Genomic DNA, 13,466 nt, shown 5'->3' with positions numbered 1-13,466 from the left:
CTTCGCCTTACCCGGCCTACATAGGACACCCGAAAGCCCGGTAAGCGTTAGCGCCACCGGGCTTTTTCATTACTTAGCGTCGTCAGGCAGTGCATACGCGACAATATAGTCGCCCATCTTCGTGCCAAACGAACCGTGACCACCTGCGGAGATGACAACGTACTGTTTGCCATTCACTTCATAGGTCATCGGCGTTGCCTGTCCACCGGCTGGCAGACGGCCTTGCCACAGTTTTTCACCGTTGGTCATGTTGTAGGCGCGCAGGTAGTTATCTGCGGTTGCCGCGATGAACAGCACGTTACCGGCGGTGGAGATTGGGCCACCCAGCATTGGCATACCCATATTGAACGGCACTGGAACAGGCATCGGGAACGGCATGCTGTCCTGTGGCGTACCAATACGTTTCTTCCAGACGATCTTGTTGGTCTTCAGATCCAGACCGGAGATGTAACCCCAGGCAGGCTGTTTACACGGCAGACCGAACGGAGAAAGGAACGGATTCAGGGTCACACCATAAGGAACGCCATACTGCGGCTGGATACCGGCTTCGGTACCGCTGCCTTTCGCATCTTTCGGCTGCTCCATTGGGTTACCCGGACCGCGTGGGATCAGACGGGAAACGAACGGCAGCGCCATTGGGTTAGCGATGGCGACCTGACGGTTAGGGTCAACGGAGATCCCACCCCACTCGAACATCCCCAGGTTACCCGGGAAGACCAGCGTGCCCTGCTCTGACGGCGGCGTGAAGATGCCTTCATAGCGCAGCTGGTGGAAGATCACGCGGCATACCAGCTGGTCAAACATCGTGGCACCCCACATGTCTGCACCGCTGAGGTCTTTCTCCGGACGGAAACTCAGATCAGAGAACGGCTGTGTTTTGGTAACGTAGTCGCCTTTAGCCGCGCCCTGCGGAACCGGTTTTTCCGGCGCAGGAACAACCAGCTTACCGTTGCTGCGATCCAGCACGAAGATGTTGCCGGTTTTGGCCGGGGCGTAAATCACCGGAACGGTTTTACCGTTAACGGTAATGTCCGCCAGCGTCGGCTGGGACGGCATATCCATATCCCACAGATCGTGGTGAACGGTCTGGTAGCTCCATGCCAGTTTACCGGTCGTTGCGTTCAGCGCCACGATGGAGCTGGCGTAACGTTCCTGCTCCGGCGTACGGTTACCACCCCAGATATCCGGCGTGGTCACGCCCATCGGCAGGTAAACCAGGTCCAGCTTCGCGTCATACGCTGCCGGTGCCCAGGAGTTCGGTGAGTTAAAGGTAAAGGTGTGTTCATCCGATGGGATCGCGTTGGGATCTTTCGCGCCCGGGTCGAAGGCCCACAGCAGTTTACCGGTGTTCACGTCGAAACCACGGATAACGCCGGAGGTTTCGCGGGTAGAGAAGTTATCCGTTACCGAACCGGCAATCACGATGGTTTTATCGGTAATGATTGGCGGGGAGGTCGGCTCATACAGACCCGGCGTAGTGTCCGGCATGTTGGTCTGAAGATTCAGAATGCCTTTGTTAGCGAAGGTTTCGCACAGCTTACCGGTCTCAGCGTTGATGGCAAACAGACGGCCATCGTTCACCGGCAGCATAATGCGGCGAGGACAGTCGGCAATGACTTCCGGGCTGGCATTATCAGCGCGCGCTTCGTGGTAAGAGACGCCGCGGCAGGTGATGTGCTGGAACGACGGGTTGGAGTTCAGCTGTGGATCAAAGTGCCATTTCTCTTTACCGGTGGCCGCGTCGAGCGCGAACAGACGCTGGTGCGCCGTACACAGGTAGAGCATGTTGCCCACTTTAATCGGGGTCACTTCGTTGGTCAGCTCACCCGGATCGTTTGGCATCTTCAGGTCGCCGGTACGGAATACCCAGGCTTCCTTCAGGTTTTTCACGTTGTCCGCGTTGATCTGCTTCAGCGGGGAGTAACGTTGACCTTCCTGATTACGACCATAGGCTGGCCAGTCGCCGTCAGCCACCTGCGAGATAGCCGCAGCCGGCGTGGATTCAGTGTTCAGCGTACCGTGGATCTCCTGCGGGTCGTTGAATCCGGCCCAGGTCAGGATGCCGCCACTAATCAGCAAGGCAACGACCAGACCGGCTACAGCACCACTGGAAGGGACGATCAGACGACGCCAGACAAACGGCAGGATCAGCCAGATACCGAAGAAGACCAGAATGTCGCTGCGCGGCGTCAACGCCCAGAAGTCGAATCCGACCTCCCAGACGCCCCAGATCATGGTTGCGAGCAGTAACGCTGCGTACAGCCACAGAGCAGATTGTTTTCTGCGTAAAAGCAGGACGGTTACGCCAACCATAACCAGACCCGCAATCGGGTAGTACCAGGAGCCGCCAATCGCGACCAGCCATACGCCACCGATTAACAAATACAGCGCGCAGAATGCGGCAAACGCGGCTGTTAATGTCACCAGTAGACGCGGCTGTTTAGTTTTTGTTTCAGCCATAGAAAAGTACTCGTCAGTTTTGTTAATTATTTGCTAGCAATTAATTATAGGTATTAACAACTGTGATCGGAATCACAAATATTGCTTTTTATAACTCATACGCCAGGGCAATCCATTTACTGGTATAATGGCTGGCTTGCGTATCGATGCCGGAGCGAGAGTCATCCGCATTGAGAGATTTTCACTAAAATCATTTGGTTAGTAATATGAAACATACTGTTGAAGTGATGATCCCGGAAGCCGAGATCAAAGCGCGTATCGCCGAACTGGGTCGTCAAATCACCGAACATTACAAGGACAGCGGCAGCGAAATGGTGCTGGTCGGTCTGTTGCGTGGTTCTTTCATGTTCATGGCAGACCTGTGCCGTGAAGTGCAGGTGCCGCACGAGGTCGATTTTATGACCGCCTCCAGTTACGGCAGCGGCATGTCCACAACCCGTGATGTGAAAATCCTGAAAGATCTGGATGAAGATATTCGTGGCAAAGATGTGTTGATTGTTGAGGACATCATCGACTCCGGTAACACGCTCTCTAAAGTGCGTGAGATCCTGAGCCTGCGTGAACCAAAATCACTGGCGATTTGTACCCTGCTGGATAAGCCTGAACGCCGTGAAGTGCAGGTGCCGGTGGAGTTCGTTGGTTTCTCCATCCCGGACGAATTCGTGGTGGGTTACGGCATTGATTACGCGCAGCGTTATCGCCATCTGCCGTATGTTGGGAAAGTAGTGATTCTGGACGAATAATTGCGGGCTGATGCCCTCACCCCAGCCCTCTCCCACAGGGAGAGGGTGAAAACCCCCGGCTTTGTTATTTATGGTTCACATGCTTAAGCTTGAGGTTGGCAATTCCCGAGCGGTAACGCTGTTCCAGCGTTTCGCGGTTGGTGGCGGTCACTTCCAGATTGCGCAGCAGACCGTCGTGAATACCGTACGCCCAGCCGTGGATGGAGACCTTCTGCCCGCGTTTCCAGGCAGACTGCATAATCGTCGAGTGGCCCAGGTTATAGACCTGCTCCATTACGTTCAGCTCACACAAGGTGTCGAGACGGCGCTCCTGCGGCATTTCGCCCAGCAGTGAGCTATGTTTGAACCAGATATCACGAATGTGCAGCAGCCAGTTATCGATTAACCCCAGCTCTGTGTTTTCGACCGCCGCCTGCACGCCGCCGCAGCCGTAGTGGCCACAAATAATGATGTGCTCAACCTCAAGAACGTCAACGGCGTACTGCACAACCGAAAGGCAGTTGAGATCGGTATGAATAACCAGGTTAGCCACATTGCGGTGAACAAACAGTTCGCCAGGTTCAAGACCCGTCAGACGTTCGGCGGGGACACGGCTGTCAGAACATCCAATCCAGAGAAAGCGCGGGTTCTGCGCTTGCGCGAGTTTTCCAAAAAATCCGGGGTCTTCCTCCACCAGCATTTTTGACCATAGTGCATTGTTGCTGATGAGTGTATCTATGTCGTTCATGGAGGTTAGCGACCTGTAACCAAGTGATTGCGTTGCGCTACTATAGGGTAACCCGACTTTTAATGAAACCACACAACGTGTGTCAGAACTTAAGGTAAGTTGAATTCATGGCGATTGCACTGGAGCTTGAACAGCTCAAAAAAACCTACCCGGGGGGCGTTCAGGCGCTGCGCGGGATAGATCTTAAAGTCGAAGCGGGAGATTTCTACGCGCTTCTGGGGCCGAACGGGGCGGGGAAATCCACCACCATCGGGATCATCAGCTCGCTGGTCAATAAAACCTCCGGCCGCGTCAGCGTGTTTGGCTACGATCTGCAAAAAGATGTGGTCAACGCCAAGCGTCAGCTGGGGCTGGTGCCGCAGGAGTTCAACTTCAACCCGTTTGAGACGGTACAGCAGATTGTTGTTAACCAGGCGGGTTACTATGGCGTTGAGCGCAAAGAGGCGCTTGAGCGCAGCGAAAAGTATCTGAAACAGCTCGACCTGTGGGAGAAGCGTAACGAACGCGCGCGGATGTTGTCCGGGGGGATGAAGCGCCGCCTGATGATTGCCCGCGCGCTGATGCACGAGCCAAAGCTGCTTATTCTTGATGAGCCGACTGCTGGCGTGGATATTGAACTGCGTCGTTCCATGTGGGGCTTCCTGAAAGATCTGAACGATAAAGGCACCACCATCATTCTGACCACGCACTACCTGGAAGAGGCGGAAATGCTGTGCCGCAATATCGGCATTATTCAGCACGGTGAGCTGGTGGAAAACACCTCGATGAAGAATCTGCTCTCCAAGCTCAAATCAGAGACCTTTATCCTCGATCTGGCGGCGAAAAGCGCGCTGCCGAAACTGGAGGGCTACAACTATCGCCTGGTCGATACCTCGACGCTGGAGGTAGAAGTGCTGCGCGAGCAGGGTATCAACAGCGTGTTCTCACAGTTGAGTGCGCAGGGCATTCAGGTATTAAGCATGCGTAACAAAGCAAACCGACTGGAAGAGCTGTTTGTCTCTCTGGTGCACGACAAACAAGGAGACAAGGCATGACGCATCTTTACTGGGTCGCGCTGAAAAGCATCTGGGCAAAAGAGATTAACCGCTTTATGCGTATCTGGGTGCAAACCCTGGTGCCGCCGGTGATCACCATGACGCTCTACTTCATCATTTTCGGTAACCTGATTGGCTCCCGCATTGGTGAGATGCACGGTTTTACCTATATGCAGTTTATCGTGCCGGGCCTGATCATGATGGCGGTGATCACCAACGCTTACGCGAACGTAGCGTCGTCGTTCTTTAGCGCCAAGTTCCAGCGCAACATTGAAGAGCTGCTAGTGGCCCCGGTGCCAACGCATGTGATCATCGCCGGTTACGTGGGCGGCGGCGTAGCGCGCGGGCTGTGCGTGGGGATTCTGGTGACGGCGATTTCGTTGTTCTTCGTCCCGTTCCAGGTGCATTCGTGGCTGTTCGTGGCGCTCACATTATTGCTGACGGCGATCCTGTTCTCCCTCGCCGGGCTGCTGAACGCGGTGTTTGCTAAAACGTTTGATGACATCAGCCTGATCCCGACCTTCGTGCTGACGCCGCTGACCTATCTGGGCGGGGTGTTTTACTCCCTGACGCTGTTGCCGCCGTTCTGGCAGGCGCTGTCGCACCTGAACCCGATTGTCTACATGATCAGCGGCTTCCGCTTTGGCTTCCTCGGTATTGCCGATGTCCCGCTGTTCACCACCGTTGTGGTGCTGGTGGTGTTTATCGTGGCATTCTATCTGCTGTGCTGGTATCTGATCCAGCGCGGACGCGGGCTGCGTAGCTAACCTTCTGCCCGGCGACGTTCTGTTTGCCGGGCACTTTCTTTGACAGTTATCACCGTAAACTAACCTTCACCTGGATAAACTACTCGCCTGCTAAGGAGAGACGTTATGCTGGGATGGGTGATCACCTGCCACGATGAAGAGGCACAGGAAATGCTGCTTAAGCTGGAGGCCCGATTTGGCCCCCTGGCGCAATGTCGTGCGGTAAATTACTGGCGAGGGCTGAGCACCAATATGCTCAGCCGGATGATGTGTGACGCGCTGCATGAAACCGACACCGGCGATGGCGTGATTTTTCTCACTGACAGATCCGGCGCGGCGCCATACCGTGCGGCTGCCCTAATGAGCCATAAGCACGATAACTGTGAAGTAATCTCCGGTATCAGCCTGCCTTTACTCGAAGCGATGTATCCGCTGCGCGCAACGTTGAGCAGCGCTGAGTTTCGTCACGCCATTGTGGCGCAGGGCTCGCCGGGCGTGAGCAGCTTGTGGCACCAGCAGCAGAAGAACCCGCCTTTTGTTCTGCTTCACGATCTGTATAAGCATTAAACATTGGTATTGATGCCGCTTTTGTTACAATGGCGGCTGATTTTCTGTGTCGATTTATATTCCATGCTCAAGCGCGTTATCTTTGTCCTTCTGCTCGTGGTTTCCGGTGGTGCGTCTGCCAGCCTGACCAGCCAGCAAGGCCTTCCTGCTCAGTATATGCAAACCACCGAAGATGCGGCCATCTGGGCGCAGGTGGGAAATGCCGTTGTGAATGTGGGGAATGTCCGCGCCGGGCAGATCCTCGCTGTCTTTCCGGCCGCGGCGGATTACTATGAATTTCGTTTCGGATTCGGTACGGGGTTTATTGATAAAGACCACCTTGAAAAAGTTCAGGGCAAACAACGCGTTGAGGATAGCCTGGGTGACTTGAACAAGCCGCTCAGTAATCAAAACCTCATTACCTGGAAAGACACGCCGGTGTATAACGCCCCCAGCAGCGGAAGCGCGCCCTTTGGCACCTTAAGCGCTAATCTTCGCTATCCGATTCTGAATAAGCTGAAAGACCGCCTGAACCAGACCTGGTTCCAGATCCGTATCGGTAATCGTCTGGCATGGGTAAGCAGCCTGGATGCGCAGGAAGATAACGGGCTACCGGTTCTGACCTACCATCATATTTTGCGTGATGAAGAGAACACCCGTTTTCGACATACCTCCACGACGACCAGCGTACGTGCGTTTAATAATCAGATGGCCTGGTTACGCGATCAGGGCTACACCACGCTGACGATGTACCAGCTTGAAGGGTACGTGCGTAACAAGATGAACCTGCCCGCGAAAGCGGTGGTGATCACCTTTGATGATGGCCTCAAATCGGTGAGCCGCTATGCGTATCCGGTGCTGAAAGAATATGGCTTCAACGCGACGGCGTTTATAATTTCATCCCGAATCAAAGGCCATCCGCAGAAGTGGGATCCAAAATCGCTACAGTTTATGAGCGTTCAGGAAATCAAGGGCATCCAGGATGTGTTCGACATTCAGTCTCACACTCATTTCCTGCATCGCGTGGATGGCTATAAACACCCCATCCTGTTGAGCCGTAGCTATCACGTGATCCTGTTTGATTTTGAACGCTCACGTCGTGCACTGGCTCAGTTCAACCCGCGCGTATTGTATGTGTCGTATCCATTTGGCGGCTATGACAATAAAGCGATAAAGGCAGCGAATGACGCTGGTTTTCATCTGGCAGTGACGACGATGAAAGGGAAGGTGAAGCCGGGGGATAATCCGTTCCTGTTGAAGCGTTTGTATATCTTAAGAACGGATTCACTGGAGACGATGTCGCGGCTGATCAGTAATCAGCCGCAGGGATAGCGGTTAGTCGTATGAAAGGGTGAATACGCCGGTGGCTTTAAACGACCCCGGTTTCACTGTGTTTCCGTTTGCTACCAGTTGAGCAACATAATTAATTTGCTTGGATTCAGGGGTTTGGTAATCCGTTATGACATAGGATGAGTCAGGATTATTCGGCAGAAGTTGAGAGGTTCCGTTATACATGATTTTCACGCCTGCGCCTTCAGCTCCGGACGAAAGCGTATTACCAAGAAGATCATTATTTTTTCCGGTTAGCTTTGAGGTGGTGAGTTTGGTTGTGATATTTGCCACACCGGTACAATTGCTTAAGCTAATGGAAAAAGGGATATCCTTAACCCGATTGTTTTTAATGTCTGAAACATAATATTCTCCCAGGTTAACATTATTAGTACCATCCGATAGCATGGCCATGTCGCAGGTTGGAAGAACGATCGGGATCTGGAATGAGTCCTCGTTGACCACAAATGTCCATGGTCGGTTGTTAGTATCATCTGGATTACCAATAGCCATTTTACCCAGAGTGCCGGGTTTGGGTCTGATTGCGGTTTCTTTGTTCGGGTTGCCTCTGTAACCTTCATCAATATAAATTTGAACTGAGGTGTTTATCCATTTTCTATCCCAGGGGTCAGACTTACCTGAGGATGCAACGGTAGTCCAGCCAGTAGTATTCATAGCGAAGTAACCACCCATGCCTCCATCGCTTTCTGCGGTGTGCACCCTTACGGAATAATAAATCCCCGGAATATTTGTTTCAAACATAGCCCTGCCATAACTGCTCCCCATCAGCAAGGTCGGGTTTGTTTGTGACACGAGGTTAAAACCATCGTCCCCCATACCACATTCGGCCTGAATGCCTGGTGTCAGGTTAACGTTAAAAAGAGTACTGGCATAATTACCCGGAGGGGGAAGACGTACGGTGCCACCTGAGTAGTCAGAATTGATCAGCGTGGTTGTGCCGCCTTTTCCATTATTCATGCGGCACTCATCTGCCCAGCAGGAGTGGCTGAGGGTTAATAACGCGCTCGCCATGGCAAACGCCATTGTGCCTTTCACGTTGAAACCCTGTCTTATAAAGTTGAACATTCTCATCCTTTTTCCTGTTCTGATTATTATTCGTAAGTGACGTCAACCAATACTTTACTGGTAACGACACCACCAGCCACTACGCCAATATTTTGATATCGGGCATAGAACTGATAATCCGTTAAAAATGCAGTATCCTGACCGCTTACGTCATAAGTGATTTTTGACGTGCCGTCGTTGTTTAAAACATTCTTTTTATATTTTTCTGAGAAAACGACGACGCCGACATTTTTTGCCGCGCCTGCGGCGGTATCATCACTTTTGAAAACCTGATTTTGTCCTGGCCAGAAACCCGACTGCGGCGAAAAGCTAAAACTCAGCTTTTTAGCCGTACCGCTGTCTCCATAGCAATCATCTACATGGATCTTAAAAGGCGTACCGCCTGCATCATCGGTTGCAGTAAAACGATCGCTACCATCCGGGTTATAAAACCAACTGCGCATCGCATTGGGGAGATAAATTTCGCCGTCATTTTCCACGGTCATCTTACAGGTGCTATTAACAATGTTAGCGGTAATATTTACGTCTAATCCTGAGCTTGCCTGGCTTACGCCAGGCAAGATGCCACCAGCCAAGCCCATAAGCAACACAAGACCGGGCTGGTATAAAATAAACGGTGATTGTTGCATACTGGTTCCTGGTATTATGGATAAGCGATAGTAAACGTGACTGGCGCAGTAACCGCCCCCGCGCCTACATCAGCAATGGTTTGGCCTTGCCCGATAACGATACGGGAATTCATCGGGAATTCACCGGTACCATCAGTAATGGTGACATCCTTAGCAGCCGGAGGCGTGTTACAGCTCATAAGCTCGCCAGTATCGACAACACCCGACCAGATCTCAAAGCCCGTTGCTAAGCCGCCAGAGTAAGAATCACCCGTCTTGTTGACGCCACTGCATTCACCACCAGCGCCTTTCGCAGCGGACACCGTTGCCTTGGTTACTCCAGAACAGTTGGTGAAACTAATCTTGAGCGGCTCGACACGGGTTTTGTTCACCAGATCGGATTTGTATACGTCGCCGAACGCAATTTCAGTGGAGGCTGTGCCTGCATCGTTAAGTACTTTTGCGGTACATGTGCCTGATACAATTTTTGATTTAATCGTTAATTCGACACTAGGGGTGCCTGTAATTGCTGCGCTTGCCATTCCCGAGAACAGAAGAGCAGAAACGGACAGGGCGATAAAAGTAGAATTGAATTTCATAATGTTGCTCCGTTTTCCTGCACTAATCACTCGTAGCTAAATTCAAAGGTCGCCACGGCCTGAAAATCACCAATGGTCATGCTGTTTTCTTTTGTTTCACGTAAGGTGGCCACCAGAGCAACTTCCTTATTCTGGATTTCTGTCGGACTCCAGACCAGGCGCTCTGAATCCAGGGTTGAGTTAATGATAAAAGGAGTATTTGGTGCATCGGCTCTGGCGATTTCAGCCGCAGAGTAATCAGCGCCACCGTTAGTTTTTGCAATCTGGTTAACAAGGCCGCTAGCTAAATAACCTGATTTGGTTCCTTTTACGGTTGTTTTTAACGAGGTTAGCGACGCCGGGCATTCAACGAGCACAATTTTGAAATTGGCATTTGCCGTTCCGGCTTTGACATCATCTAAACGTACCTGACCGTTATTACCGATAGTCAGCGTTTGCTGCGTATCTGAACCCGTACCGCCGACCAGTTTCATATCGCAGGTGGTTTCGCGGATATTGGCAGTGAAGTTAACATTGAGATCGGCTGCCGCAGCAGAACCTGACATCGCTAACATTGCTAATGCGATTAATGAATAACCGCAATGATTTTTCTTCATATTATTTCCCATGGGTGTGATTCCCTGTTTTAACATCATTACATTTGGCACTGTTGATTACTCAGAATCGTGGTTAAGCCTGCTTTCTTCGCATTTTCAGGAATCTGATAATGCACCGTGCAAGAGCTGGATCCATCGCTTCCCCATACCACCCGGAGAGCGCCTTTGTCTTCCACACCGCGTACATAAGCTTGTCCTGCCTGGCCTACCGTTCCGATAGATTCGTTTTTCTCATTCAGAACGTCTGCACCTAACGGAATAAAGCCGTTATCAGAACGTTGTAATTCCAGAACAAGCGAACGACCTTCATCCGTTTCAAAATTCACTAATACAACGGAGCCATTGCGAGGTACGGCAACAGCGCTGGTATTTTTGATTTCAACGTCTGCTTCGAGAGTGCTGATATCGAGCGATACTCGGTTTTCTCTGTAGGCTGACATATACGGCATAATCCCGTACCCGGAGCTGTTAATGCGGCTTTGGCCGTAACCCAGCCGAGCACCCGTTGCGCCACTTGCTTTTACCAGCGCAAGTGAATCCGTTTCGCCGATACTGCCGGATGTAAATACAACGCCACCCGAGTGGACAACCATTCCGCCGTTATAACTCGCGGAATACTGTTTACTATTGTCATCGCCAAAGGACGCTGAGACACCGAGCGGCCCGTAAGGACTGTTCCATGAGCTATAGCCACTGACCTGGTTCAGGTTGCCGTAGTTGCCCCCGCTTGATGAGGCGCTAACGGAATAGCTCACTTCACTGTTTATGGAGTTGCCGCTTGCCGTAGAGTTAAAACTGGTACCGCCTTTTAAATCAGTGCGCAGGCTCATGTTGACGTTATTGAATCCGCCTGACTGCGCGCTATCTTTATTGAATATGCTGAATGGAATACTGACGTTTAAATAAACGCTGTCATCCTTTTCCCCTGTTTCGTTGTACGTGCGTTGCACAGAAACGCTATAGCTACCGTAAGCAAAACTATTGTTGTAACCCACGCTGTAGTCGGAGGTGGAGCTGGAGTCATTCCAGTAATCCTGCCAGGTACCGCTAATATAGAGTGAGCCGTATTCATCACCGTTAACATTCAATGGCTGGTTCAGGCTGACCTGTATCTGGTTTTTGGTACGCTGATAATCAGCATAAAGCTCGGCATTGCTGTCATAAGATCGATTGCCATATTCCTCGTGATGAATACTGTCCTGCAATGAGGCGGCATCGTTAAGGCTGAGATAATCTTCTGTAGAGAAGCGATAAGCTGCCACGTTAAGAGATGTGTTAGTAGCTTCAAGCATTTTGCTGTAGGTCAGCCGATAACTTTGCCCTTTAAGCGTGTCCAGCCCGTCGATATCGGCATAGGACCCGGTAACATCTAATGCGAATGCACCAATACGGGTATTCATAGCCAGACCAAGCAGGCCGGCGTAGAAATCCATATCCGTATATTGCGCACCCACGTAACCGGTAAAGGTATTATTCAGACCATACGCGTAAGTTGCGTAGCCAACGTTTGGCTTATCGTGCAATGAATCATCATTCAGCTCACCTAAACCCACATCCCAGCGGCTGGAGCCTGGGCGGAGCATTTGTGTAACTGAGGAGAACGGAACGGTAAACGTCCGTTTACTTCCATCGGCTTCCTCTACAGTGACAATCAAATCATTGCCATAGCCTGTTGTACTGAGGTCATTGATCTCGAAAGCACCGGGTGGAACGGTGGTTTCATAAATTTTATTGCCGCTTTGCGTTACGCTAACTTTGGCGTTACTGTTTGCCACACCACGAATTACTGGCGCGTAGCCAGAGGTGCCTTCCGGGAGCATGCGGTCATCGTTATACATACGCGCACCACGCAGGCTCACCGAGTCAAAGACATCACCGCGTGTGTAGGAATCACCCATTACCATCTGTGCGTTAAGTGGTGTGATGTCTCGCTGGAGGTAGATATCCTGGCTGGAATAATGTGTGCCATTATCGCTGTCCCAGTTCAGACTGCCGCGAGAACGTAAACGCCACGGCCCCACGTTCAGGCCATAATGCAAGCCCGCATAAGCGGTATCTGAATTGGTGCCGTTTGACTCGCTGTGCCAGGTATTAAGATCGTATGAGAGTAATCCGGCCGGAACACCATTATCCCATAATGAAGGATCGACATACCCTGCTGGAAGCTTAAGCACGTAGATTTGCGGGAAATTAAGATCCATTTCCTGCTTGCTACTATCAAAATTTTCAGAAGCACCGGGATAATATTTTTTGATATCTACGCAAGACGTTTCGTCGTTTTTGACATCATCGCCTAATATGCTGGTATCAACGCCTGCCTGTGTCAGCGTGAGTTTAGTCAGACATGCTGAGGCACGTGGCGTTTTGTTATCAATGAATGTCATCTCGACCGTGGATTTTGAATTGCCATTCAAATTCACTTTTACACGGTAAGTACCTGGCAGAACTGGGTTGCCATAAGCATAACGATCGACATTGATACCTCCACCATTATCGATAAGGAACTGGTCATTAAATTCAATTGCCGATTCTGTTTCGGATGAGGTGTCTACAGCTTTTTTTTCAGTCTCGCTGGCATGCAGAGGAAATGCTGCACAGATTGCGAGACATAAAATTGATCGTTGAAATAGCATGCTTCATCCAGACAAGTCGTCGTATGAATGCTATGAATCATTCATACGTGTTATATTTATAATGTGGCGGTGGTGCGGTTATTAATTTACTTTGCTTTCAAAAGTATCAGAGCCGCCATTGTCATTAATGGTTTCGTAAGCAACAGTGCCGGTGGCAGTACTACCTAAACCTTTTACCTGCATAATTTGAGTACTAAACGGTAAAATAGATTTATGCTCAACCTGGTACTCTTTATTTGCTGATTTCAGCTTTACATTTGAAATAGAAACGTTGTAAGGGGAATCATTGTGTGCGATCAGGTTTAGCGTATTACCTTGTATTTGTTGTGACCACGTTACTTTGGCTGCTGCATCTCCTG

The 13,466-nt window shown here is 51.0% G+C and carries 12 protein-coding genes and 1 pseudogene; 5 read left to right on the top strand and 8 right to left on the bottom strand.

Annotated elements, in window-relative coordinates; all coding sequences use genetic code 11:
- Nucleotides 1-69: 69 nt before the first annotated feature.
- Nucleotides 70-2,460 (bottom strand): glucose/quinate/shikimate family membrane-bound PQQ-dependent dehydrogenase, encoded by a 2,391-nt coding sequence (locus ACOTX2_RS14205; protein WP_063148370.1) that lies wholly within the window; start codon nucleotides 2,458-2,460, stop codon nucleotides 70-72.
- A 206-nt stretch (nucleotides 2,461-2,666) separates the two neighbouring features.
- Here ACOTX2_RS14205 and hpt point away from each other — a divergent pair, with 206 nt between their 5' ends.
- A complete protein-coding gene (gene hpt, locus ACOTX2_RS14200) occupies nucleotides 2,667-3,203 on the top strand; it encodes a hypoxanthine phosphoribosyltransferase (RefSeq protein ID WP_003856303.1) in 537 nt (178 codons plus the stop codon).
- A gap of 64 nt (nucleotides 3,204-3,267) precedes the next feature.
- Here the strand turns inward: hpt and can are convergent, their stop codons facing one another.
- A complete protein-coding gene (gene can / locus ACOTX2_RS14195; RefSeq protein ID WP_003856301.1) occupies nucleotides 3,268-3,930 on the bottom strand; it encodes a carbonate dehydratase in 663 nt (220 codons plus the stop codon).
- Between the two features lie 107 nt (nucleotides 3,931-4,037).
- On the opposite strand from can, the gene ACOTX2_RS14190 reads away from it, so the two are divergent.
- The 4 genes from ACOTX2_RS14190 (at nucleotide 4,038) to ACOTX2_RS14175 (ending at nucleotide 7,588) form a co-directional block, all read left to right on the top strand.
- Nucleotides 4,038-4,964, top strand: coding sequence for an ABC transporter ATP-binding protein (locus ACOTX2_RS14190; RefSeq protein ID WP_003856300.1), 927 nt, complete (start codon nucleotides 4,038-4,040; stop codon nucleotides 4,962-4,964).
- The gene (locus tag ACOTX2_RS14185) at nucleotides 4,961-5,731 is read left to right on the top strand and encodes an ABC transporter permease (protein ID WP_022647074.1); all 771 of its coding nucleotides are present in this window, start codon (nucleotides 4,961-4,963) and stop codon (nucleotides 5,729-5,731) included. The genes ACOTX2_RS14190 and ACOTX2_RS14185 overlap by 4 nt, the downstream gene beginning before the upstream one ends.
- Nucleotides 5,732-5,836: 105 nt before the next feature.
- Complete coding sequence (locus ACOTX2_RS14180) at nucleotides 5,837-6,277, top strand: PTS sugar transporter subunit IIA (RefSeq protein WP_022647075.1); 441 nt, start codon at nucleotides 5,837-5,839, stop codon at nucleotides 6,275-6,277.
- A 63-nt stretch (nucleotides 6,278-6,340) separates the two neighbouring features.
- On the top strand, nucleotides 6,341-7,588 hold the full coding sequence (locus ACOTX2_RS14175) for a polysaccharide deacetylase family protein (RefSeq protein WP_063148371.1): 1,248 nt from the start codon (nucleotides 6,341-6,343) through the stop codon (nucleotides 7,586-7,588).
- Between the two features lie 3 nt (nucleotides 7,589-7,591).
- Here ACOTX2_RS14175 and ACOTX2_RS14170 read toward each other — a convergent pair whose 3' ends face one another.
- From ACOTX2_RS14170 to ACOTX2_RS14145, 6 genes and pseudogenes are all read right to left on the bottom strand, one after another.
- A complete protein-coding gene (locus ACOTX2_RS14170) occupies nucleotides 7,592-8,677 on the bottom strand; it encodes a fimbrial protein (protein WP_050483641.1) in 1,086 nt (361 codons plus the stop codon).
- 20 nt (nucleotides 8,678-8,697) lie between these two features.
- On the bottom strand, nucleotides 8,698-9,300 hold the full coding sequence (locus ACOTX2_RS14165) for a fimbrial-like protein (protein ID WP_022647078.1): 603 nt from the start codon (nucleotides 9,298-9,300) through the stop codon (nucleotides 8,698-8,700).
- A gap of 14 nt (nucleotides 9,301-9,314) precedes the next feature.
- The gene (locus ACOTX2_RS14160) at nucleotides 9,315-9,878 is read right to left on the bottom strand and encodes a hypothetical protein (RefSeq protein ID WP_023299346.1); all 564 of its coding nucleotides are present in this window, start codon (nucleotides 9,876-9,878) and stop codon (nucleotides 9,315-9,317) included.
- 26 nt (nucleotides 9,879-9,904) lie between these two features.
- Nucleotides 9,905-10,474: a fimbrial protein gene (locus tag ACOTX2_RS14155; protein WP_032625598.1), complete on the bottom strand. Its 570-nt coding sequence runs from the start codon at nucleotides 10,472-10,474 to the stop codon at nucleotides 9,905-9,907.
- Between the two features lie 38 nt (nucleotides 10,475-10,512).
- On the bottom strand, nucleotides 10,513-13,107 hold the full coding sequence (locus ACOTX2_RS14150; RefSeq protein WP_063148372.1) for an outer membrane usher protein: 2,595 nt from the start codon (nucleotides 13,105-13,107) through the stop codon (nucleotides 10,513-10,515).
- Nucleotides 13,108-13,188: 81 nt separating this feature from the next.
- Nucleotides 13,189-13,466 (bottom strand): annotated as a pseudogene (locus tag ACOTX2_RS14145) (fimbrial chaperone); the annotation flags it as partial.

This window comes from Enterobacter cloacae complex sp. IR5412 (genome assembly GCF_049237385.1).
GTDB classification, from domain to species: domain Bacteria; phylum Pseudomonadota; class Gammaproteobacteria; order Enterobacterales; family Enterobacteriaceae; genus Enterobacter; species Enterobacter intestinihominis.
This window is presented reverse-complemented; position numbering and strand designations above follow the sequence as displayed.

What these genes read in the sequence shown, in the direction of transcription:
- ACOTX2_RS14205 (WP_063148370.1), bottom strand. Translation starts at nt 2,460, where the DNA reads ATGGCTGAAACAAAAACTAAACAGCCGCGTCTACTGGTGACATTAACA.
- hpt (WP_003856303.1), top strand. Translation starts at nt 2,667, where the DNA reads ATGAAACATACTGTTGAAGTGATGATCCCGGAAGCCGAGATCAAAGCG.
- can (WP_003856301.1), bottom strand. Translation starts at nt 3,930, where the DNA reads ATGAACGACATAGATACACTCATCAGCAACAATGCACTATGGTCAAAA.
- ACOTX2_RS14190 (WP_003856300.1), top strand. Translation starts at nt 4,038, where the DNA reads ATGGCGATTGCACTGGAGCTTGAACAGCTCAAAAAAACCTACCCGGGG.
- ACOTX2_RS14185 (WP_022647074.1), top strand. Translation starts at nt 4,961, where the DNA reads ATGACGCATCTTTACTGGGTCGCGCTGAAAAGCATCTGGGCAAAAGAG.
- ACOTX2_RS14180 (WP_022647075.1), top strand. Translation starts at nt 5,837, where the DNA reads ATGCTGGGATGGGTGATCACCTGCCACGATGAAGAGGCACAGGAAATG.
- ACOTX2_RS14175 (WP_063148371.1), top strand. Translation starts at nt 6,341, where the DNA reads ATGCTCAAGCGCGTTATCTTTGTCCTTCTGCTCGTGGTTTCCGGTGGT.
- ACOTX2_RS14170 (WP_050483641.1), bottom strand. Translation starts at nt 8,677, where the DNA reads ATGAGAATGTTCAACTTTATAAGACAGGGTTTCAACGTGAAAGGCACA.
- ACOTX2_RS14165 (WP_022647078.1), bottom strand. Translation starts at nt 9,300, where the DNA reads ATGCAACAATCACCGTTTATTTTATACCAGCCCGGTCTTGTGTTGCTT.
- ACOTX2_RS14160 (WP_023299346.1), bottom strand. Translation starts at nt 9,878, where the DNA reads ATGAAATTCAATTCTACTTTTATCGCCCTGTCCGTTTCTGCTCTTCTG.
- ACOTX2_RS14155 (WP_032625598.1), bottom strand. Translation starts at nt 10,474, where the DNA reads ATGAAGAAAAATCATTGCGGTTATTCATTAATCGCATTAGCAATGTTA.
- ACOTX2_RS14150 (WP_063148372.1), bottom strand. Translation starts at nt 13,107, where the DNA reads ATGCTATTTCAACGATCAATTTTATGTCTCGCAATCTGTGCAGCATTT.